This window comes from Bradyrhizobium sp. McL0616 (genome assembly GCF_049993385.1).
Lineage (GTDB): Bacteria > Pseudomonadota > Alphaproteobacteria > Rhizobiales > Xanthobacteraceae > Bradyrhizobium.
This window is the reverse complement of sequence record NZ_CP188255.1, coordinates 6,083,857-6,104,276: the sequence shown is the minus strand read 5'-3', so window position 1 is coordinate 6,104,276 and position 20,420 is coordinate 6,083,857. Positions and strand designations below refer to the sequence as shown.

The window sequence follows — 20,420 nt, the reverse complement described above, 5'->3', positions numbered from 1 at the left end:
CGCCTTAGCACTCGTTTAAGGTCGCTCTGACACGGTGGCCCAACGATAAGGAGGCGTTCCGGCACGTCTTCAAAGACGAATGAGCCGAAGCGCGAGACCCGTGACAGTTTTGAGTATCATCCGCGATTGTCTCGATGCGCTGCTGCATCCCTCCGCGCGTTACGATGCGCTGACGCGAGCGCGCCATCGTGCCTTCATGGCGCCGCGGCTTCTGGGAAGCCTGGCCGCCTTTGCCGCATTTCCGGTCTATCTCGTCCTGCGCGGCGCGCCGAGCGCGATCGAGGTCGCCGCTTTCGCCTGGCTGATTGCGCCGATCCTGCTGTCCTGGTTCCTGTCGCGCACTGGCCGCTACGAAGGCGCGCATGTGCTGTCGTCGCTGGCGCTGGCCGGCCTGATCATGGCGATCGCGTCCACGACCGGCGGCATCGAATCATTCGCTGCGATCTGGCTCGTCGTGGTTCCGCTGGAAGCCGCGCTGTCGGCCTCGCGCCGCGTTGCGGCCTTTGCCTCGCTGCTTGCATTGTCCTGCGCGGGGATACTGATCCTCGTCACCCAGTTCGGCTGGTTGCCGCCCGAACATGTCAGCGCCGCGCAACGCGGCGTGCTGATGGCGTTCGGCGTTGCCTCTGCGACGCTCTATGCCGCAGGCCTCGCCTTCGGTGCCGAGTCGCTCGCGCGCACCAGCGTGACGCTGCTGTCGCGCGAGGAGGAACGCTACCGCCTGCTGGCGCGCAACATGAGCGACGTGATCTCGCGGCATCAGCGCAACGGCGCGGTGCAGTTCATCTCGCCCGCGGTGGAGGCCATGCTCGGCATGCCCGTCGCGCGATTGCTGGGCCATGGCCTGTTCGATCGCGTCCACGTCGTCGATCGTCCGGCCTATCTCACGGCGCTGTCGGATGCCGCCCGCGGCGACGTGCGCAGCGTCGAATTCCGACTGCGGCAGGAGAAGGCCGGTCCCGAGCGCGGCCAGATCGATTTCATCTGGGTCGAGATGCGCTGCCGTCCGCTCGAGCCGGATCAGTTGCGTGACGTCACCCGCGAGGCCGAAGTCGTCGCCGTGATGCGCGACGTGACCGATCGCAAGCTTTCCGAGCAGGCGCTTGATCGGGCCCGCAGTGACGCGGAGGCGGCCGATGCCACCAAGACGCGCTTCCTGGCCACCATGAGCCACGAGCTGCGCACGCCGCTCAACGCCATCATCGGCTTCTCCGAGATGATCGCGCAGGAGCAGACCCTGATGTTGGGGGCGGCCCAGCGCAAGGAATATGCAGAGCTCATCAACGATTCCGGCCAGCATTTGCTGTCGGTCGTCAACGGCATCCTCGACATGTCGAAGATGGAATCCGGCAATTTCGAGATCGCGTCGGAGCCGTTCGCGCCGCGCGCCTCGCTGATGCATTGCTGCAACCTGCTGGCGCTGAAAGCGCGCGAGAACGGCGTCGATCTCATCACCGATGCGCCGCAGGATCTGCCCGTCATGACCGGCGATCCGCGCGCGTTCAAGCAGATCGTGCTCAATCTCGTCGCCAACGCCGTCAAGTTCACCGAGCGCGGCGGTCAGGTCACGGTGACAGCGGCCGCGTCCGCCTCGCAGCTCACGCTGCGCATCAGCGACACTGGCATCGGCATCGCGCCGGATGATCTCAAGCGCATCGGCTCGCCGTTCTTCCAGGCCGGCAAGACCTACCAGCGCCGTCACGAAGGCACCGGCCTCGGGCTTTCGATCGTGAAGAGCCTCGTGGCGTTGCATCTCGGCGAATTGACGGTACAAAGCAAGCTCGGCGATGGCACCGCCGTCACCGTCAAGCTGCCGCTCGTCTACACGCCGCCGCAAGTCAGGCCGGCAGAGAGCAAGATCGCGACGCTGACGCCGGTGCTGCGTCATGAACTTCAGGACCAACCTGCTCTGGTGAAGAAAAGTGCCTAGAAAGTCTGCAAAGGACGAAGCCGCTCCGCGCCGCCGTGGCGCCAAGGCCGCTGTCGTGGATGTCGAGACCGAGCGCAATCTCGTGATGCGCGTGCTCTTGCATAGTCCCAAGGACACGCTGGCCGGCCTCGTTGCCGTCGCGGCTATCAGCGCGATTGTCGCGAACGCGCTGTTCCTCCAGACCGGCCGTCATCCGGCGCCGATGTTCGGTACCGTGATCAACCTTCCCGCGCCGTCGTCCGTGCCGCTGTCGAATCCCATCCCGCGCGCGCGCCCCGTCGGCGCCGATACGTCGCCGCTCGAGCCGAAGCCGACGGAGTTTCGCGTCGAGCCGAAACCCGCCGAGAAGGCGCCGGAGAGGGCTGCCGAGACAACCGCATCGACGCTGCGCGCGAGCGATCCGATGGCCAATCTGGTCAAGTCCACGACGTCGACGCCGCCCTCTGTTGCCATTGCACGTCCGCCCGCACCCATTCCGGTGCAGCAGACGCCCGCGGCTCGTCGGCTCGCAGGCGTGCAGCGCGCGCTGTCCGAATATGGCTATGGCCAGCTGAAGGTCACGGGCACGATGAGCGGCGAGACCCAGTCGGCGATCCAGAAGTTCGAGCGCGAGCACAAGATGGCGGTCACCGGCCAAGTGTCGGATCGCCTGTTGCGCGAGCTCGGCGCCGCGATCGGGCACCCCGTCGAGTAATCGTCACGCTATCGCGAAGGCTGGTGCTGATGACGGCACTGGCCTATCGTGCGATGCATGCGGTTGAAATCAAATATATGGGTCGCGGCTTACTTGCGCCGGTGCCAGACCGAGGGCGTGTTCGGTGCCGTGCGAAGGCGCGGCGCCGAGGAGGCCGGAGCGGTGTTCGTAAAAGTCGCGCTGCTCGACGGCAACGCGATGCTGTATGTGCCGGCGCCGCAGACCGTCTATGACGATGGCCGGCCGGTCGATCGCTTCTTCGTGCCGCTCACCCCGCAGCCCTTGCCCGAGCCTGCGGTGGAGGAGCGACTGACCAAGGAAATCCGCTTCGATCCGGACGCCTGGATCGTCGAGACCGAGGATCGGGCAGGGCGGCATTTTCTGGAGCTGGCGAAGACCTGACTAGGATGCGGACTCATTAAGGCGCAGCCACAGCCGATTGACGCCAGTTGAACGAAGGCAAGGTAGTTGACGGCAAGTCCGTCGTAGCGTGTTGCCACTCGGCGACATTGCTTGATTCTGTTGAAGAACCGCTCGACTTGGTTGCGCGCGGTAGAGATAGGGGCTGAAGCAGATCGGATCGCAGCGGTTGTTTTTCGGCGGAATGTTGGCCCACGCGCCTTTCTTCAGCGCAAGCTCTCTGATCCAGTCTGCGTCATAGCCACGGTCAGCAAGCAGCATTGACCCAACGGCTGAGCCCGACGCCTAGGAGGGAGAGGCCGTCTCGGTCCTAAGCAAGTCTATGCCGCATTCAGGCCATCGATTCTCGAGAGAAAAGTCTTCAAGATGGGCGATGCATTGTCTCGGCGGAAGCCGACCGTCACAGCGATCGTCGGCGCGTCACCTTCAAGGGGGCGACTTACGACCGACCAGGGCAGGAAATTCTTTGCGGATGCCGGCAAAATCGCAACGCCGCGGTTGGATGCGACGAGCGAGATCGCCATAGCGTAGTTGTCGATCTCGAACGCCGGTGTGATCTCGACGCCGCAGCGATCGAGATATTCGGCGATGAGCGCACGCAGCACCCGCGGCACTTTCGAGATGCCGATATAGGTTTCGCCGACCAAATCCTTCGGATCGAAAGTCTCTCGCTGCGCGAGCCTATGATTGCTCGGCAGAACCGCGACCAGCGGCTCCTGAGCCACGACTTTGAATTCGATATCCGGGATCTTTTCGCCGCGCAGGAATGCGACGTCCAGCCTGCCATGTGCGAGCTCCTCCGCCAGCGTCGCCGAATGATCGCTGGATACCCGAATTTCGATGTCGGCCAGTTCGTTGCGCAACAGTCTGGTGGCGCGCGGCAACCACTCGACCTCCTGACCGGTGGTAAAGCCGATTGCGAACACTTGCTTGCTTGGCTGAGCAACGCGGCGAGCGCCTTCGGTCGCGGCTTCGGCCTGCATCAGTGCCAGGCGAGCGTGATCGAGAAACACCCTACCGGCTTCCGTTAGTTCCACGCCGCGGACGCTGCGGGTCAGAAGTGGCACGCCAACCTCGTATTCCAGGTCCCGGATTTGCCGACTTAGGGACGGCTGCGCGGTGTGCAGTCGCTTCTCGGCAGCCACGCTGAGACTGCCTTCTTCGGCGACGGCGACGAAATAGCGGAGATGACGAAGCTCCATTCCATGCTCTCCAGGTATGGAGAAGGAACTTACAAAGTCTTTTTCAAAAGCGCCAGTGCGCCCCAGATGGCTTCCAACGCTGAACGGCAATTGCCTTGGAACCATGCCTACGTGGCAGGGAATGGCAGGTTTTTGCCGAAATCGAGGAGCTTCGTATGTCCACTCCCGTAGTCCTCATCACCGGCGCGCTGACCGGCATCGGCCGCGCTACCGCCATCGCTTTCGCCAAACAGGGTTCGATCGTGGTCGTCTCCGGCCGCCGAGAGGCCGAAGGCCGGTCGCTCGAGGCCGAGCTCCGGAGCCTCGGCGTGGAGGCCGCGTTCATTTTCGCCGACGTGCGTCATGAAGACGACATCCGTCGCCTGGTCGACCAGACGGTCGCGCGCTTCGGCCGGCTGGATGTTGCCGTCAACAATGCCGGCACCGAGGGCACGCCGGGGCCGGTGACCTCGACGACGCTGGAAAGCTATGCCGCGATGTTCGACACCAACGTGCTTGGCACCCTGCTCAGCCTGAAGCACGAACTCAGGGTGATGCAGCGGCAGGGCGCGGGCAGCATCGTCAACATCTCGTCAACCATGGGCGAGCGCGGCGCTGCCAACCTGTCGCTCTACGTCGCGAGCAAGCACGCCGTGGAGGGCCTCACCAAATCCGCAGCACTCGAAGCGGCCGCTTTCGGCGTCCGCGTCAACGCGGTGGCGCCGGGGCCGACAGAGACCGCGATGCTCGATCGTCTGACCGGCTCGCCGGACAAGAAGGCGGCCTTCTACGCTGCCGTACCGCTCAAGCGCGGCGCGAGACCAGAGGAAATCGCAGAGGCCGTCGCTTTCGTGGCTTCGGAGAAGGCCTCTTTCATCACAGGCCAGATCGTACGGGTCAACGGCGGCAAGACCGCAAGCTGAATCCAATCGGTCACATCATCTTAGACATTAAGGAGTTCTGCCATGACTACGCACACACACCAAACTGCGCCCACGCAATTCGTCGAAGCCAACGGCATCCGCTTCGCCTATCGGCGCTTCGGCAAGACAGGCGGCGTGCCGATCGTCATGAACATCCATTTCCGCGGCACCATGGACCATTGGGATCCGGCCGTAACCGACGGGCTGGCAGCGCAGCGCGAAGTCATCCTGTTCGACAACGCTGGCATCGGCGCCAGTTCTGGCGAGACGCCGGCGACCATCCCCGGCATGGCGACAGATGCCGTCGCCTTCATCAGGGCGCTCGGGATCGGCAGGGCCGACATCCTCGGCTATTCGATCGGCGGCAAGGTCGCTCAGGAGATCGCCGTACAGGCGCCCGACCTGGTGCGCAAGCTGGTCCTGGTGGGCACCGGGCCGCGTGGCGCCGACACCGCCGCCAGCAAATCCGCAGAGATCTTCTCTGCGACCTACGATCCGCCCGAACATCTCTGGATCGCCGCGCATTTCCTGCCCAATACAGCCGGCCGCGCGGCCGGACTGAAGTACCTTGAACGCAAGTTGCTCCGCAAGGATCGCAGCCCGGAAGTGAGCGAGGCGTCCGCCACGGCGCAGTACGCGGCGATCGTCAAGTCGAATGAGAAGACCGATGGCGTGTGGGATTACCTCGCGGTAATTCATCATCCGGTGCTCGTAGTCGACGGCAGCAACGACCTGATCATCCCCACGGTCAACGGATTCACGTTGCAGCAGCATCTGCCGAACGCACATCTCATCATCTATCCCGATTCCAGCCACGGGCCTCAGAACCAGTACCCGGAGCTCTTCGTGGTCCACACGGCCCTGTTCCTGGATGCCTGACGAAACGCGAGTCGTCGAGCCGGTCGGTCACGCTTCCAGCATGTCCGATCGATGCCCTTGATTCCCTCGAAGGAAGATCATCATGAAATCGTGCTGTGGAAAGACCGCGCTCGTCACCGGCGCCTCGCGCGGCATCGGGCGCGCCGCCGCCCTGGCGCTCTCCGAGGCCGGAGCCCAGGTCCTGGTTCACTACGGACGCGGCGCCGCGGACGCGCGTTCGGTGGTCGACGAAATCAAGACCGCCGGAGGCAAGGCCGAGGCGATCGGCTTCGATCTCTCCGATGCTCAAGGCGCGCATAAGCTCGCCGCCAAGGTGCACGAAATCGTCGGCGAAAGGCTCGACATTCTGGTCGCCAATGCCGGCGTGTCGAAGGCCGCAACGATCGAGGAGACGACGGTCGAGGACTTCGACGCGCTGTTCGCCGTCAATGTCCGCGCTCCATATTTTCTGGTTCAGCAGCTTCTGCCGATCCTGAAAGATGGGTCCAGCGTCATCTTTACGTCCTCGCTCGCAGCGCACGCGGCAGTCGGGAATCTTTCCGCCTACGCCGCCACCAAGGGCGCCGTCGACACTCTGGTCAAGCACTTCGCTCTGATCCTCGGAGCCAGGGGCGTGCGCGTCAACGCCGTGGCGCCCGGCGTCGTCGAGACCGACATGTCCAGCTTCGCGAGGACCGAATCCGGCCGCGAGTTCACCCTCTCCATGCAGGCGCTAAAGCGGGTGGCGCAGCCCGACGACATCGCGGGCGCCATCGCCTTCCTCGCCTCCGACGCCGCGCGCTGGGTGTCCGGAGACACGCTGCGGGTGGACGGCGGCTCGAAGCTTTGAGCGACAAGACGCGATGAAAGGACAATCGTCATGACGGAACGCACGATCAAGATACCCGGCCCCGATCACCCGATCACCATCGAGCGGAACGAGAAGCGGGTCATCGTCACCGTAGGTGGACGCGTGATCGCGGATACGCGCAACGCGCTCACCTTGCGCGAGTCCAAGTATCCACCGGTCCAGTACATTCCGCGCCAAGACGTGAACATGGCCGCCCTCGCACGATCGGCCACGCAGACCTTCTGCCCCTACAAGGGCGACGCTGCCTATTTCAGCATCCCGGCCGGTGGCGAGCGCTCGACCGATGCGATCTGGACCTATGAAGCGCCCTATGAGGCGGTGGCCGAAATCAAGAATCATCTCGCTTTCTACCCCGACCGCGTCGATGCGATCGAGGAACAAGCCGCCTGAGCGGCATTTTTAAGGAGTCGTCGTCATGTCCAAACTCAATGGTAAAGTCGCCATCGTCACCGGAGCGTCGAAAGGCATCGGTGCCGCCGTCGCCAAGACCCTGGCCGCGCGAGGCGCAGCGGTCGTTGTCAACTATGCGTCGAGCAAGGCCGGCGCGGAAGCCGTCGTCAAATCGATCACGGCCTCGGATGGCAAGGCAATCGCCGTCCAAGGCGACGTGTCCAAGCTGGCGGAAGCAAAAGCTCTGGTCGACGCAGCCATTGCTGCATACGGTCGCCTCGACATCCTGGTCAACAACTCGGGCGTCTACGAATTCGGACCGCTGGAGTCGGTTACCGAGCCGCAGTTCCGCAAGATGTTCGACGTCAACGTGCTGGGTCTTCTGCTGGTGACCCAGGCCGCGGCCCCCCATCTGCGCGAAGGCGCCAGCATCATCAACATCGGCTCCGGCGTCACCGCCATTACCCCTCCCCAGACGGCGGTCTACACCGCCACCAAGGGCGCTGTAGACGTCATCACCGGCGTGTTGGCCAACGAGTTCGGGCCTCGAAAAATCCGGGTCAACACCGTGAGCCCCAGCCTTACTGAGACCGAAGGCACACACAGCGCCGGCATGCTCGCGTCCGAGTTCGAGGCCGGCATCATCGCCCAGACGCCGCTCGGTCGCCTCGGCCAGCCCCAGGACATCGCCGACGTCGTGGCCTTCGTAGCCTCGGACGACGCGCGCTGGGTGACCGGCGAAAGGATCTCGGCCGGCGGCGGCTTGCGCTGATGGGACGGATCCATGTCGGCCTCCGGTCATCGGATGGCCGACATTCTCCGCCGAAACTGGTCTTGAGCCGCCGAGCGAGTTTTTGGGTCTCGCTCGGCGTTGCCATGCATACGCTGTGGACGAGCGCCGCGCCGGCGCTCAGCTATCGGCTCTATGCCGAGGAATGGCAGCTGTCACCTATACAGACGACGGGCGTCTTCGCGATCTATCCGTTGTTCGTCGTCGGCACGCTGATCCTTCTGGGCGATCTGTCGGATCATGTCGGCAGGCGATGGACGATGCTTACCGCTCTGGTGTTCTCATTGATCGGGGCTCTGACACTCGCATGGGCCATCAATGTCGAATGGCTCCTGGTTGCCCGCGCAGTCATGGGGGTAGGAGTCGGCCTCGCGAGCGGCGCTTCGACGGCGGCCATCCTTGAGTTCAGTCCCACCGGGGACCCCGAACGCGCCGCTTCGGCGACCAATCTGGCGCAAGCGCTCGGATTCGCCACCGCGCTACTGCTCGGCGGCGCTCTGATTCAGTACGCGCCTTATCCGTTGCGGCTAGACTTCGTCGCGCTTGCGGTGGTCATCACCGTGCTGATCTTGGCCGTCTGGTTCCTTCCGCGTCATGTGTCGAGCCGGAAGCCGTGGGCTCCCCGATTGCCGCACGTACCGGCCGCCGTCCGCAAAGCATTTGGTATGGCATCGATCGGCGCCGCGACGGCGTTCGCCACTGGCGCCATTCTCCTTTCGCTCGGCGGCCAAGTGGCACACGATCTGGTCGGGTCCGCCAACGAACTGACGAACGGCACTATCCTGGCGAGTTTCGCGATCGTGTCCGCGATAGCCACCATCGTTGCGAGACAGTTACGGCCGCGGGCCGCGTTCTTCCTTGGATCGATCGCGACCGTGATCGCCATGTTTCTTTTGTGGGTGGCGACGGTGGCTCGCTCGCTGCCCGCTTTACTCGCTTCGACCTCGTTGGCGGGTATAAGTTACGCATTTCTATTCCTGGGCGCGTTGACGTTGCTCAACGCCGTCGCGCCCGCAGACAGTCGCGGTGGTGTCCTCTCAGCCTTCTATCTCGTCGGATATCTCTGTATGGGCTTTTGCGCCCTTGCGTTGGGTGTAGTCGCTCGCACTTGGGGATTGCCGACGGCAGTGGCGGCGGCGGCGATCGTAGTCGCTTCGCTAGGAGGTGCGACATTCCTCTTTGCCGCGGTGCGCTTTTCGACGATGGTCGAATGACCTCTCGATCAGTGGTCCGCAATGGCCCAACGCAACCTATTGCGCTACGGCACAAACTCGGCCGGTACAGGGGCAAAACAGACATTGCGTCTATCGCATCCTGCCGCTGGCTTTATGGGTACACGGCCTAGCGCCCACCGTCATTGCGAGCGCAGCGAAGCAATCCAGAATCTTTCTGCGGAGGGACTCTGGATTGCTTCGCTGCGCTCGCAATGACGAGCTTGGGGCACGTTGCGTCCCCAACAATCAGCGTCGGCGCTTCCGGCGGCGGACGCAATCACCGATCCGATGATCCGTCGGTGCCTGTCCGCACCGCTGGGCTCGAACCCGGCTGCACACCTGGCCGCGATTGGCTTGCGCCCGCGCGTGCGCGCTGGCGTTCGCTGTCGTGCAGCGACGGTTGGTACTTTGCGCGAGTGACGGCGAGCGTCGAGCCGCGCCAGGCGGCCAGCATCACCAGCGCGGCGCGGTCGCTGAGGCGGTCATAGAGCCGCGACAGCCGGTACACCGCGTCCACCGAGTTGCCGATCTCCGGCTTGAAGAACAGGAGGATGCGCTGGAAGTTCGGGCTCGGCATGTCGAGCGCCCGCGCCGCGACCGCCAGCGCTTCGCCGCTGGGATCATCGACGATCTGGGCTGCGACGCGCGAGGGCAGGATCAGGCTGTCGCCGAGCTCGAAGGTGAAGTTTTCGACATCGCCCGCGATCGCCGCCATCTCCAGGATCTGGATCGCGCGCTTGGCGCGCACGGTCGGGATGCGCGGCGCGGCTTTCAGCGGGGTCTGCGCCAGATTGTGCAGGACCAGCGCGCGCTCGCTGGCGCTGGCGCGGAAGAACATGTCGTGGATCTCGGCCGCGTCGTTTGGCTGCATCGCCATGTTTGCGGCCATGCGCTGCTGGGCGTCGGTCGGCGTGCGGACCGGGGAGGGCGCCGCCGGCGGAGCGGGAATCTCGCGCGCCAGCGGAACCCTGCGGCCTTCCTGTGCGGCGACCAGCCCGAGCTTCTGCAGGATCGGGACGGGCGTCGACGGATAGATCGCAAGCCGCGCTTTGACGGCGGCGCGCGTCGCATCGTCGACCTGGTCGATCAATCGTGTGGCGAGCTCGACGAATTGCCGCTGTTCGTCTTCGCTGTGGATGCGCGTCTGGACATAGAGGTCGGTCAGTACGCGCAGCAGCGTCGGACGGATATCGACGCCCTCGCGACGGGAGAGTGTCATCAGCCCGTCGAATCCGGGAAACAGCGACTTGGTCATGGAGAGGTACGCGACCTGGAAAAGAGACTCGCAGCCAGCCTAACGCAGGTTCCTTTAAAGGCTCGTTAAGGAAAACGAGGTGTGAAGCGGGACGCTCAATTTAAGCCGTTCCCGTGCCGCAAAGGGACGGGACCCGGCCGGCCCGTGCGGTTACGGTCCGGCCGCCGCGTTTACACCCCGTTAACCATAAACTGATCCTAATGATCCGCATGTTGCAGGGGCGCGTTCGGTCGCGCGGCAATTGAGAGAGCTGACATGGGGACCATCATCGAATTTCCGGCCGGTCGCCGGGTGGGCTCGTCGGGGGACGTCACACCGCGCGCGGACACGGGAACGATTCTGATCCTTCCCGTCATCCGCATCGAGCGCGAGGCGGACGAAACCAGCGGCGATCGCGGACCGGAAGCGGGCACTGCGCCGGGGCGCCGTCGTCGTCGCCGCTAGCGTCCGGCCTTGCAATGCCGGAAGCCATCCGCCAGATCCGCACCGTCACATCGGCCGTTCTGCTCGCAGTCATGGGCGCGAGCCTCGCCGCCTGTAGCGGCGGCGATTTCGGCCGCACCCGCGCCGACATGCGCAGCGACGACATGCATCGTTGGCTCGGCACCGAGGTCACATCCAGCGTCGGTCTGAAGCCGTCGCAATTCCAGCTCACCGACGAAGAGCGCCAGCTTCGCGACCTCGCCTACCCCATCATCGAGCCGCCGCTGTCGCGGCCGGCCTGGAAAAGCGTGTTCGGCGACTACAAGGCGTTGCCGTCGCCGTGGCGGCAGAAGATCGTGTTCGACCGCACCATGTACGGACGCACGCTGATCGACGAGCCGCATCGCTCGCACTCTTCGCGCTACGCGCAACTGATCGAGGACGTGCGCAACGACATCACCCGGTTCGAGCCGTTCTTCGGCTCCGCGATCCGCGTCATCGATCTCGACAAGAAGCGTGAGGCCAGCATGGCACGCGTCTCCGCGCTGTCGCCACAGGAAAAGGCCGACGCGGTCGAGCGTATGCAGGAGAACTCGCTGATCATCCAGTGGGTGCAGCAATCGCTCGAGCAGCGCGTCTCGTCCTATCGCTGGGGGCTGGAGCGTCTGGTGATCCAGGCGCCGGACAGCATGGCAGCCGACGCCGATCGCCTGATCGGCGAACTCGCCGCCCAGACCGCCAATCCGCCGGTCGCGGCCCAGCCGGTCTATCAGCGCCCGGTCATCTCGAAGGGCTAGGCGTCTTGCGCGCACTGCGCCGATGCGGAGTCCGGCCCGGCTTGCGCCGCCGCTTCTGAAGCTTCGCAACGAAATCCTTCAGCGCATCCGCGAGCGGCGCCGATGCACGATAGGCAAGCCCGACCTCGCGCTTGATCTTGACCTCGATCTCGCGGACCGCGACGTCCGGGTTGCCGCGCGCGATGCCTTCCGGGACGATGGCGATGCCGACGCCGGCTGCGACCAGCGCCATGGCCCAATCCTCCGATTGCGCGATCGCCGCGGACTGGCGCCGCTGCGCGAGCCGGCCGAAAAATTCGCTCTGCTCGCAATGGCAGCGGTCGATCATCGGGGCATCGGCGAGATCGCTGACGCGGAGGCGCTCCTTCAGCGTCAACGGATGCGAGGGCGGCAGGGCCGCGACATAGCGCTCGCTCCAGAGCGCGACGAAATGCTCGTCATTGCGCAGCATGCTTTTCGAGATGATGCGCGCATCGGCGCGCTCGTCGTGGCCGACGAGGCGGAGCGCGATGTCGGCGCGCGCCGTCAACGGCTTCAGCAGCGTGATCGTGCGGGGCACGTCGAGCGTTCGCATCAGGCCAAGCGTCAGCGTGGTCTTCGTGCTGGGTTTGCGGAACAGGCTGCGCGCCGTATCGGTCTCGTCGATGATGCGGCGGGCCAGGACATGAAACTGCTCGGCCGAGGCGGTCGGCGCGACGCCCTTCTTGTGGCGGATGAACAGGGTGGTGCCAAGCTCGGCCTCGAGATTGGTGATCGCGGTCGAGATCGACGGCTGCGACACGAAGCAGGTGCGGGCCGCAGCCGTGAGGTTGCGCTCGCGGTAGACGGCGGAGAAGTAGCGAAGCTCGCGGATGTCCATAGGCTACACCTAGAGATACTATCTATATTCGATATTTTACCTATAGATCGGCAGCTGGCAAGAAGCGCCGTCTCCAGCAGGCGAGGGCCATCCATGAAAATCCATCATCTCAACACCGGCACGATGTGCCCGATCGGCCGGCGCCTCGTGAACGGCACTGGCGGCCTGTTCCAGCGGGCGCGGATGGTCTGCCATTGCCTGCTGGTCGAGAGCCGTGACGGGCTGGCGCTGGTCGATACCGGCATCGGGCTCGGCGATATCGCCACGCCCGACCGGCTGGGGCGGCGATGGCTGCGGCAGACCGCGCCAAAGCTCGATCCGTCGGAGACGGCCGTGCAGCAGGTGCGCTCGCTCGGCTATTCCCCGAGCGACGTGCGCCACGTGCTGCTGACCCATCTCGACCGCGATCATGCCGGCGGCGTGCCCGACTTTCCCAATGCGAAGATCCATGTGCATCGCGCCGAATACGACATGGCGGTGCTGCGCAAGCCCGCGCCGCCCGCGGGCCGCTATGTCACGGAGCAGTGGAGCCACGGACCGAGCTGGAAATTCTATGAGGAGGCCGGCGAGGACTGGTTCGGCTTCAAAGGCGTCCGCGCGCTCGGCGACAAGGAGGCGGACATCCTGATGATCCCGCTCGCCGGCCACACGCTCGGCCATTGCGGCATCGCGGTGAGGTCAGGCGACAAATGGCTGCTGCATGCCGGTGACAGCTATTTCTTTCACGGCCAGTTAGAGGCTTCGCCGCGCATGCCGCTGGTGCTCGGCTATTTCCAGCGCAAGGTCGATATGGACCGCAGGGCCCGGATCGCGAACCAGGCCCGGCTGCGCGCACTGAAGCTCAGCCACGGCGACCGGGTGACGATCTTCAACAGCCATGATCCCGTGGATTATGAGAGCTGCCGGTGCGGTGCGCATTGACCGTGCGCCCGCTGTCCGTCGTGCGCTGAGACGCACCGTCCATTGAGCCAGATCAACGCCGGGTTCCTCCTGCCCTCGAACATTCCGGTCATCGTGAGCGGGAAGGGGAGGACACCGTGCAACATCTGCTCAAGGAAATCCGGAACAATCCGTTACTGTGGTTGCTCCTTATGGTGCCGATCGTCCTGGTGCTCGAGAGGGCGGCGCCGGATGCTCACACAATTCTGTTCGTGCTCTCGGTTCTTGCCATCGTCCCGCTGGCAGCGCTGCTCAGCCACGCGACCGAGGCCGTCGCCGCCAAAACGGGCGATGCGGTCGGCGGCCTGTTGAATGCGACGCTCGGCAACCTCACCGAGCTGATCATTGCCGTCACCGCGCTGCATGCCGGCCAGTACATGCTGGTGAAGGCATCGATCGCGGGTGCAATTGTCACCAACTCGCTGTTCATGCTGGGGGCCTCCTTTCTGATCGGTGGCCTGCGTTATCATGTCCAGGAATATAACCGTGCGGGAGGCAGGCTCTATTCGGCGCTCCTGCTGATGGCAACCGTGGCGCTGCTCGCGCCCTCCGCAGTCGCCGACCTCGATCTGACCCACGGCGAGGTCCTCACGCAAAAGATCAGCGTCGGTCTCGCCATGCTGCTCATCGTTGCCTATGGCCTCGGCCTCGTGTTCTCGCTCCATACCCACAAGGAGCTCTTTGCGAGCGAGGAGCATGGCGAGACGGAGGAACACTGGCCGATCGGCATCGCGATCGGAACACTTCTCGTCGTCACGATCCTGGTTGCGCTCGTAAGCGAGATCTTTGTCGAGTCGGTGCAGAAGGCGGCGGAGACATTCGGGATGAGCCCGGCCTTCGTGGGCTTCATCATCGTCTCGATCGTCGGCGCCGCGGCCGAAATGACGGTAGCCTTCTCTGCCGCGCGCAAGAACCGTCTCGACATGAGCGTTTCGATTGCGCTCGGCAGCGCCTCGCAGATTGCGTTGTTCGTCGCGCCGGTGCTGGTGCTGCTCAGCTATGTCGTGGGGCCGGGTCCGATGAACCTCCTTTTCTGGCCGGGCGCCGTCACAATGGTGATGACCTCGGCCGTCATGGCCACCTTCATTACCAACAGTGGGCGCTCGGCATGGTTCATTGGCGTCCTGCTCCTCTTCGTCTACGCGATTTTCGCGATGACGCTCTATGTTGTGCCGCCGGCAGCGCAGGGACCGGGATGAGTTACGGTCTTCTATCTGCCGGAGCCTGGCCTTTGGGCCGGCTGAAGGCGTTGGCTGACCGTCCGCGCGATCGCCGCCGGTGCCTCCTCAGGGATCGCAAAGCAGGAGCTCGCGTTGATCTCGCACAAGACGTACGTGTCGGCGCCGGCCGTGTCTCTCGGTCCGTACAGGAAGTCCGCGTCCCAGATGACGGGGAGCGAGGCTTCATCGATGCCGAGTGTCGCCATCATCTGCGGCGTCCATTCGTCCTCCATCGATCTGCGGAGCGAGCGGAAATGCGCGGCATCGGGTCCGTGCATGATGCGCGGGCCCGGTTGCGCCTCGGGTGCATCGGGGTCTTGCGGCGGCGGCGGGATCAGGGCCTTGATCCGCTGCTGCCCAAAGCCCGCGACCTTTGATCCGCTCATGTAGCAGCGGATCATTCCGTCGGGCAGGCGGGGTTGAAACGCCTGGTCGATGATGCAGCCGCCCCAGCCGAAATACGGCTCGCATCGCGCGGTGAAGGATTCGAGCGGCATGTCCTCAGGGATGCTGCCGCGTTGCGCGTGAAGTACGCGAACCATGCTGTCAGCGTCGGGAAGTGCCTCCACTTTCCAGACGCCTTGGCCGCCATTGCCGCGATTTTGCTTCAGCACGCGCGGGCCGGCGTCCCGAAGGCGCGATGGAAATTCGGTGCGGAAGCTTGCGGCGGTGTCATAGCGATGCGTGTCGGCGCCCCAGCCCAAATGGCGTGTGCGGTACAGCACCTCCTTGACGCCCATTTTCAGAATGACGTCCGGATGGGCGCTCACCCACGGCCCTTGCGCCGCTACGTCGCGCAGCAAGCGATCGAGGTCGGCGCGCGTCTTGCCCTGATGGATCGGATCGACCCAGACGAGCACGCCGTCGACGCTGCGCAACTGATCGCGGACCGGCTCGGCGAAGCTTTCGTCGTAAATCACCGGTCGGGCGTCGATGCCGATTGCGACGAGGGCCTCGAAGACGCGGACGAAGCGGCTGTTCTGGGCGGTCGCGTCCCGGCGCGCGGCAGCGTCGCCGCGCGAGAGGATGGCAATAGTTTGTCGGAGAGGAGGGTGACGTTCGGTGTCCATGCGCAAGCTCCACGAATGGCGTGCTGCGCAGAGCTTGGACCGAGGTCTCACGGGGAGTCTGCTTTGTCCCCTCGGGATGAGCTTATGTCAGCTTGGATGGGCGTTGCAAGATGCATCGCTGCTGACAGCATGCTGTCAGCAGGGCGGCGCTACAAACCGATCGTTGTCAAAGGCAGCGACGGAAGTTCCAGGAGATCACCTATGAAATTCGCCTCGGTTCGGCTGATCGCTGCCGACATCAAGTCCCTCGTCAGCTTTTACGAAAACGTCCTGGGCAAAGCGGCGGAGTGGCCGGCGCCGGTGTTTGCCGAGATCGTCACGCCATCGGCAACGCTCGCGTTCGGCAGTGTCGATACGCTGGCGCTGTTCAAGGCGGGAAGCGCCGAGCCCGCTGCCAATCGCACCGCGATCATCGAGTTCCAGGTCGATGACGTCGAAGCCGATTTTGCGAGGCTGAAGGATCAAGTGGAGGTCGTGCACGAGCCGAAGATGATGCCCTGGGGAAATCGCGCGGCCCAGTTCCGCGATCCCGAAGGAACGCTCGTGAGCCTCTACACGCCCGTCACCGAAGCTGCCAAAGCGCGATTTGGAGCGCGATGAAAAGGAGGAGGAGGGCGCCCAATTGCGATCATTCCTCGGTCAGCTGATGGAAGCCGGCAAGGCATGACAGATCGACGCGGCCGTCGTCCCACTTCATATCAGTTCGTGCAAGCCCGACCAGCCGGTGTAGAGCCCGACCAGGACGATCAGCGCGGCGGAGAGGTAGGGCGCTCGATGTGCGAAGCGGCTGAAACCATCCCACCGCTTTTCCACGTGGCGTAGGCCGAGAGCTGCCACGACGCCCGCAGATACCATGGTGATGGCGAGGCCGATGCCGAAGCACAGCACCAGGACGAAGCCGAGGCTGAACTGCTTCAACTGAATGCAAAGCAGCAGCACCGTAATCGCTGCCGGGCAGGGGATCAGCCCACCGGTCAAGCCGAACAGGATAATCTGAGGCGTGGTGACGTTACGGCCCGCGAAGCGCTTGCGGATATCGGCGGCATGGGCGCGCGCGTGGGCGTCGTCTTCGTCGCCGAGGTCCATGTGACCGTGATCGTGCTCCTCGAACACTAACTCGGCGGTATCCCGGCCCGACGTTACGCGAGCCTTGAACGCATGCGGTTCCGGAATCTCGTCGACGCTCTCCAGACAGCCCTCGCGTGCGACCAATCCGAATGAATGTTCGTTTCCGTCCGCGCGGACTGTCGTCACATTGACGTCGCCGGCGGCGGGCAGGGCGCCGGTCTCGCTTCGAATCCGCCAGCGGGGCGGCACGCCGTCCTCGAAGATCTCGATCGTCAGCGACCGCCCCGCCAGCGAGACGGTGTGAGGCGCGTCGTGGTGATGATGGTCGTGCGCCTCGTTCTGCTCCCGCCAAGTGCGCCAGACCATCCAGGCGGCGATGCCGATGATGACGACGGCGGGAACCAATTGCAGATACGCTTCGCTGCGCTCGCCCGACAGGTCCTGACCGAAATAGAGCCCCAACAGCGCGACCGCCCAGACCACACCGGTGTGCGAGATCGCCGCCGAAAGGCCGAGCAAGGTTGCCTGGAAAACGGAGCCGCGGATTGCGACGATGAAGGCGGCCATCATCGTCTTGGAATGGCCGGGCTCGAGCCCATGCAGCGCTCCAAGCAGGATCGCACTGGGGACGAATAGCCATGCGTGTGCACTGCTCTGTTGGAGCAGTGAAGCCAGGTCGGTCATGTGGTTCACTTCAAGTAGGTTCGAACGACGTCGATCAGGTCCGCAGCGCCCTTGGCCTTGTCCGGATCTTTTTCATGATCGGGATCAACGACGTGGTGGCGGATGTGGTCCTCGAGAAGCTCGGTGGTCAGGCCCCCGACAGCGCCGCGAACCGAGGCGACCAACATCAGGACATCCGTGCATCCGAGTTCCGCCTCCAGCGCGCGCTCGACGGCCTCCAGTTGCCCTTTGATCCTCTTCACGCGTGCGAGAAGCTTCGACTTTTGCTTGATCGTATGCGACATGTGGTTAAGATAGGGGGGTACCCTATATGAGTCAAGCGAGAGCGACGTGATGTCGTGCGCGACGGGGACCGATGTCTTGCATCTGCGGCGACAGACCATGCCGGCATTTCGGATGGCGGGGCGCGCTTTGCTGGGTCTCAGCCTTCTGCTTTGCTCGGTGATTGACGCCAATTCCAGAGGCGGGGGCACCAAGGACGATCCGTGGAATCCCGATCACATCGAAGGGTTGCCCGCCGAGATCAGGCAGTACATCGCGACGGTCTGCAAAGGGCCACCTGCCGCGCAGCACGACTTCGCGACCTACGCTCCGCAAGAGAAGCGCTGGCGTATCAACCTTGAATATCTTCGGTGCAATGGACTGGACAGCTATCGCCATGGCAACCAATGCCTGGACGTCGACTTCGTTCAGGCAGGGCCGCACTTTCGTCTTGCCCGCAAGGAATACAGGACCTGCGGTTTCTAAGGCCGCCGAAGCATCTCTTCCGAATAGGCGCCGAGGTCCACGCGTGTGTTGCCCTGACGGAGCGGATCGACCCAGACGAGCACGCCGGCGCGAGCCTAGTTGATTTCAACCACCTCGCCGTCCTCCTTCACAAACCGGCCGACGGGATTGTTCAGGAGATCGACGACGGCTTCGGAGGGCCGGCACAATCGTGTGCCTTTCGGCGTCACAACGATCGGGCGGTTGATGAGAATGGGATGCGCCATCATGAAGTCGAGCAGCTCGTCGTCCGTCCACTTGGGGTCGGCGAGGCGGAGCTCGTTGTAAGGCGTACCCTTTTCGCGCAGCAATGCGCGGACGGGAACGCCCATCGCTGTGATCAGTTGCTTGAGCGTTTCGCGCGATGGCGGCGTCCTGAGGTATTCGATGACGGTGGGCTCGACGCCGCTCTGCCGGATCATCGCAAGCGTGTTGCGCGAAGTTCCGCAATCCGGATTGTGATAGATCGTGATGCTCATGATCGGGTCTCCACGACAGTTGCGGGCTCGCGCGCATCGGTGCGCCCGAGCAGCCAGTTCATCAGCAGCATGCCGGCGAGGGCCCCGCAGATTTCAGCGAGGATGAACCCGGGAAGATCAGCAGGCCGAATGCCGGAAAAGGTGTTCGTCAGCGACCGCGCGATTGCGACGGCCGGATTTGCAAACGACGTCGATGCAGTGAACCAATACGCGGCCGTGATGTAGAGACCGACCAGCCAGGGAACAGCCGTGCGCTGGAAGCGGATACCGGCCAGGATCGTGACGATGAGTCCGAATGCAGCCACGGCTTCCGCGAACCATTGCGCTCCGCCGGTTCGGGTCTTCATCGAGAGGTCGATCAGGGGATGCGCGAACATCAAATGCGCTGCCATCGTCCCGATGGCGCCACCGATGATCTGAGCGATGATGTAGAGCGCGGCCTCATTGACCGGAAGTTCGCGCTTGCCGGTAAAGACAAGCGTCACCGCCGGATTGAAATGCGCGCCGGAGATCGGACCGAGCACGGAGATCAGGACAACCAGAATGGCGCCGGTCGGCAAGGTATTGCACAGAAGCGCAAGGGCAACGTCCTTGGTCAACGTTTCGGCCATGATGCCGGAACCGACAACGGTGGCGACGAGGAAGCCCGTGCCGAGCGCTTCGGCGGCAAGGCGCCGCGAGATGTCGAAATTGTCCATCAGCCGGCCTTTGGCGCTGAACCTGTTGCGCCGTCAGAGTGGCCGATTTCGCGCAGCTTGGTGCCAAGCGAAAGCGTGTCGATACTCTTCAGCGGGAGGTTCACAAAGGTATCGATCCGATTCTTGAGGTAACGGAACGCGGTGATGAAGGCCGCTTGCTTCTCCAGACCGGTGCCTTCGGCGGCAGCGGGGTCCTCGATCCCCCAATGTGCGGTCAACGGCTGTCCGGGCCAGATGGGGCAGGCCTCTCCGGCGGCATTGTCACAAACGGTGAAGACGAAATCCATCACCGGCGCATCGGGAGCAGCGAACTCGAGCCAACTCTTCGAGCGCATTCCCTCAGTGGGATAGTCCATGCTTTTGAGCGTGCGCAGCGCCAGCGGGTGGATCGCGCCTTTCGGAGTGCTGCCGGCGGAGAAGGATTGGAAGCGGCCGGCGCCGTCCTTCCGGAGGATCGCTTCGGCGAGGATCGAGCGTGCCGAATTTCCGGTGCACAGGAACAGCACATTGTAGATGTGGTCAGGCACGGACTCGCCCCTTTCGCTTTGGAGAGCAGCACGACTGAAGGCTTTCGACGACCGGTTCGCAAACCTCCGGGCGGCCGCCGCAACAGTCCCGAAGCAGGAAAACCGCAACGTCCCGGAATTCGGCAAGGTTGGCGCGGTAGACGATCGAACGGCTGTGCCGCTCGGAGGTGACCAGGCGCGCGCGGGTCAGGATCGACAGATGCGCCGAAAGCGTGTTCGACGGGACTTCCAACTGGCGCGCAAGATCGCCAGCCGCCAGGCCATCGGGCTCGTGCCTGACAAGCGTCCGGAATGCCTCCAGGCGGGTCGATTGGGACAGGGCGGCGAGCGCGAGGACAGCTTCTTCAGTTTCCATATATCCAGAC

Annotated in this window: 25 protein-coding genes and 1 pseudogene; 15 read left to right on the top strand and 11 right to left on the bottom strand. The window is 64.0% G+C overall.

All coding sequences use genetic code 11. From position 1 onward, the window contains the following. Positions 1-79 precede the first annotated feature (79 nt). Genes ACPPVR_RS29585 through ACPPVR_RS29575 form a run of 3 tightly spaced genes read left to right on the top strand, consistent with a single transcriptional unit; the run spans position 80 to position 3,026 of the window. Positions 80-1,930: a PAS domain-containing sensor histidine kinase gene (locus tag ACPPVR_RS29585; protein WP_426610087.1), complete on the top strand. Its 1,851-nt coding sequence runs from the start codon at positions 80-82 to the stop codon at positions 1,928-1,930. Beyond that, entirely contained in the window at positions 1,923-2,624 is a 702-nt protein-coding gene (locus tag ACPPVR_RS29580) for a peptidoglycan-binding protein (protein WP_426610086.1), read from the top strand. Before ACPPVR_RS29585 ends, ACPPVR_RS29580 begins: the two co-directional genes overlap by 8 nt. Positions 2,625-2,681: 57 nt before the next feature. Further along, positions 2,682-3,026, top strand: a complete 345-nt coding sequence (locus tag ACPPVR_RS29575) for a DUF1491 family protein (RefSeq protein ID WP_426610085.1) — start codon at positions 2,682-2,684, stop codon at positions 3,024-3,026. Between the two features lie 35 nt (positions 3,027-3,061). On the opposite strand, the pseudogene ACPPVR_RS29570 reads toward ACPPVR_RS29575, so the two are convergent. Both ACPPVR_RS29570 and ACPPVR_RS29565 read right to left on the bottom strand, forming a co-directional pair. Further along, positions 3,062-3,311 (bottom strand): annotated as a pseudogene (locus tag ACPPVR_RS29570) (transposase); the annotation flags it as partial. A gap of 53 nt (positions 3,312-3,364) precedes the next feature. Continuing rightward, positions 3,365-4,336 (bottom strand): LysR substrate-binding domain-containing protein, encoded by a 972-nt coding sequence (locus tag ACPPVR_RS29565; RefSeq protein WP_426610084.1) that lies wholly within the window; start codon positions 4,334-4,336, stop codon positions 3,365-3,367. Between the two features lie 65 nt (positions 4,337-4,401). On the opposite strand from ACPPVR_RS29565, the gene ACPPVR_RS29560 reads away from it, so the two are divergent. The 6 genes from ACPPVR_RS29560 to ACPPVR_RS29535 all read left to right on the top strand — a co-directional run bounded on the left by ACPPVR_RS29560 (position 4,402) and on the right by ACPPVR_RS29535 (position 9,271). Beyond that, positions 4,402-5,148 (top strand): SDR family NAD(P)-dependent oxidoreductase, encoded by a 747-nt coding sequence (locus tag ACPPVR_RS29560; protein WP_426610083.1) that lies wholly within the window; start codon positions 4,402-4,404, stop codon positions 5,146-5,148. A 42-nt stretch (positions 5,149-5,190) separates the two neighbouring features. Beyond that, positions 5,191-6,027 (top strand): alpha/beta fold hydrolase, encoded by an 837-nt coding sequence (locus tag ACPPVR_RS29555; RefSeq protein WP_426610082.1) that lies wholly within the window; start codon positions 5,191-5,193, stop codon positions 6,025-6,027. Positions 6,028-6,109: 82 nt separating this feature from the next. Beyond that, complete coding sequence (locus ACPPVR_RS29550; protein WP_426610081.1) at positions 6,110-6,856, top strand: SDR family NAD(P)-dependent oxidoreductase; 747 nt, start codon at positions 6,110-6,112, stop codon at positions 6,854-6,856. Between the two features lie 30 nt (positions 6,857-6,886). Further along, positions 6,887-7,267 carry a DUF427 domain-containing protein gene (locus ACPPVR_RS29545; protein WP_426610080.1) on the top strand — a complete coding sequence of 127 codons (381 nt, stop codon included), beginning with the start codon at positions 6,887-6,889 and terminating at the stop codon, positions 7,265-7,267. A gap of 25 nt (positions 7,268-7,292) precedes the next feature. Then, positions 7,293-8,039, top strand: coding sequence for a glucose 1-dehydrogenase (locus ACPPVR_RS29540; RefSeq protein WP_426610079.1), 747 nt, complete (start codon positions 7,293-7,295; stop codon positions 8,037-8,039). Positions 8,040-8,143: 104 nt separating this feature from the next. After that, positions 8,144-9,271: an MFS transporter gene (locus tag ACPPVR_RS29535; protein WP_426610078.1), complete on the top strand. Its 1,128-nt coding sequence runs from the start codon at positions 8,144-8,146 to the stop codon at positions 9,269-9,271. Between the two features lie 277 nt (positions 9,272-9,548). Here ACPPVR_RS29535 and ACPPVR_RS29530 read toward each other — a convergent pair whose 3' ends face one another. Next, positions 9,549-10,526: a DUF2336 domain-containing protein gene (locus ACPPVR_RS29530; protein WP_426610077.1), complete on the bottom strand. Its 978-nt coding sequence runs from the start codon at positions 10,524-10,526 to the stop codon at positions 9,549-9,551. Positions 10,527-10,781: 255 nt separating this feature from the next. On the opposite strand from ACPPVR_RS29530, the gene ACPPVR_RS29525 reads away from it, so the two are divergent. Further along, positions 10,782-10,970, top strand: a complete 189-nt coding sequence (locus tag ACPPVR_RS29525) for a hypothetical protein (RefSeq protein WP_426610076.1) — start codon at positions 10,782-10,784, stop codon at positions 10,968-10,970. A gap of 14 nt (positions 10,971-10,984) precedes the next feature. Then, the gene (locus ACPPVR_RS29520) at positions 10,985-11,746 is read left to right on the top strand and encodes a hypothetical protein (protein WP_426610075.1); all 762 of its coding nucleotides are present in this window, start codon (positions 10,985-10,987) and stop codon (positions 11,744-11,746) included. Here the strand turns inward: ACPPVR_RS29520 and ACPPVR_RS29515 are convergent. After that, complete coding sequence (locus ACPPVR_RS29515; RefSeq protein WP_426610074.1) at positions 11,730-12,605, bottom strand: LysR family transcriptional regulator; 876 nt, start codon at positions 12,603-12,605, stop codon at positions 11,730-11,732. The genes ACPPVR_RS29520 and ACPPVR_RS29515 overlap by 17 nt on opposite strands. 93 nt (positions 12,606-12,698) lie before the next feature. On the opposite strand from ACPPVR_RS29515, the gene ACPPVR_RS29510 reads away from it, so the two are divergent. Both ACPPVR_RS29510 and cax read left to right on the top strand, forming a co-directional pair. Then, a complete protein-coding gene (locus ACPPVR_RS29510; RefSeq protein ID WP_426610073.1) occupies positions 12,699-13,526 on the top strand; it encodes an MBL fold metallo-hydrolase in 828 nt (275 codons plus the stop codon). A gap of 116 nt (positions 13,527-13,642) precedes the next feature. Further along, positions 13,643-14,743: a calcium/proton exchanger gene (gene cax / locus ACPPVR_RS29505; protein ID WP_426610072.1), complete on the top strand. Its 1,101-nt coding sequence runs from the start codon at positions 13,643-13,645 to the stop codon at positions 14,741-14,743. Positions 14,744-14,754: 11 nt separating this feature from the next. Here the strand turns inward: cax and ACPPVR_RS29500 are convergent, their stop codons facing one another. Continuing rightward, the gene (locus tag ACPPVR_RS29500; RefSeq protein WP_426610071.1) at positions 14,755-15,834 is read right to left on the bottom strand and encodes a Cj0069 family protein; all 1,080 of its coding nucleotides are present in this window, start codon (positions 15,832-15,834) and stop codon (positions 14,755-14,757) included. A 201-nt stretch (positions 15,835-16,035) separates the two neighbouring features. Between ACPPVR_RS29500 and ACPPVR_RS29495 the strand changes: the two genes are divergently transcribed. Further along, on the top strand, positions 16,036-16,434 hold the full coding sequence (locus ACPPVR_RS29495) for a VOC family protein (RefSeq protein WP_426610070.1): 399 nt from the start codon (positions 16,036-16,038) through the stop codon (positions 16,432-16,434). Positions 16,435-16,527: 93 nt separating this feature from the next. On the opposite strand, the gene ACPPVR_RS29490 is transcribed toward ACPPVR_RS29495, so the two are convergent. Both ACPPVR_RS29490 and ACPPVR_RS29485 read right to left on the bottom strand, forming a co-directional pair. Then, a complete protein-coding gene (locus tag ACPPVR_RS29490; protein ID WP_426610069.1) occupies positions 16,528-17,586 on the bottom strand; it encodes a sulfite exporter TauE/SafE family protein in 1,059 nt (352 codons plus the stop codon). 5 nt (positions 17,587-17,591) lie between these two features. Further along, complete coding sequence (locus ACPPVR_RS29485) at positions 17,592-17,870, bottom strand: metal/formaldehyde-sensitive transcriptional repressor (RefSeq protein WP_426610068.1); 279 nt, start codon at positions 17,868-17,870, stop codon at positions 17,592-17,594. Positions 17,871-17,967: 97 nt separating this feature from the next. Between ACPPVR_RS29485 and ACPPVR_RS29480 the strand changes: the two genes are divergently transcribed. Next, on the top strand, positions 17,968-18,333 hold the full coding sequence (locus ACPPVR_RS29480; RefSeq protein WP_426610067.1) for a hypothetical protein: 366 nt from the start codon (positions 17,968-17,970) through the stop codon (positions 18,331-18,333). Positions 18,334-18,428: 95 nt separating this feature from the next. Here the strand turns inward: ACPPVR_RS29480 and arsC are convergent, their stop codons facing one another. From arsC to ACPPVR_RS29460, 4 genes are read right to left on the bottom strand one after another with little or no spacing between them, the layout of a single operon-like run. Further along, positions 18,429-18,830 carry an arsenate reductase (glutaredoxin) gene (gene arsC, locus ACPPVR_RS29475; protein ID WP_426610066.1) on the bottom strand — a complete coding sequence of 134 codons (402 nt, stop codon included), beginning with the start codon at positions 18,828-18,830 and terminating at the stop codon, positions 18,429-18,431. After that, complete coding sequence (locus tag ACPPVR_RS29470; protein WP_426610065.1) at positions 18,827-19,528, bottom strand: aquaporin; 702 nt, start codon at positions 19,526-19,528, stop codon at positions 18,827-18,829. Before ACPPVR_RS29470 ends, arsC begins: the two co-directional genes overlap by 4 nt. Beyond that, positions 19,528-20,055 carry an arsenate reductase ArsC gene (locus tag ACPPVR_RS29465; protein ID WP_426610064.1) on the bottom strand — a complete coding sequence of 176 codons (528 nt, stop codon included), beginning with the start codon at positions 20,053-20,055 and terminating at the stop codon, positions 19,528-19,530. The genes ACPPVR_RS29470 and ACPPVR_RS29465 overlap by 1 nt, the downstream gene beginning before the upstream one ends. Continuing rightward, positions 20,048-20,410, bottom strand: coding sequence for an ArsR/SmtB family transcription factor (locus tag ACPPVR_RS29460; RefSeq protein ID WP_426610063.1), 363 nt, complete (start codon positions 20,408-20,410; stop codon positions 20,048-20,050). Before ACPPVR_RS29460 ends, ACPPVR_RS29465 begins: the two co-directional genes overlap by 8 nt. Between the last annotated feature and the right edge of the window lie 10 nt (positions 20,411-20,420).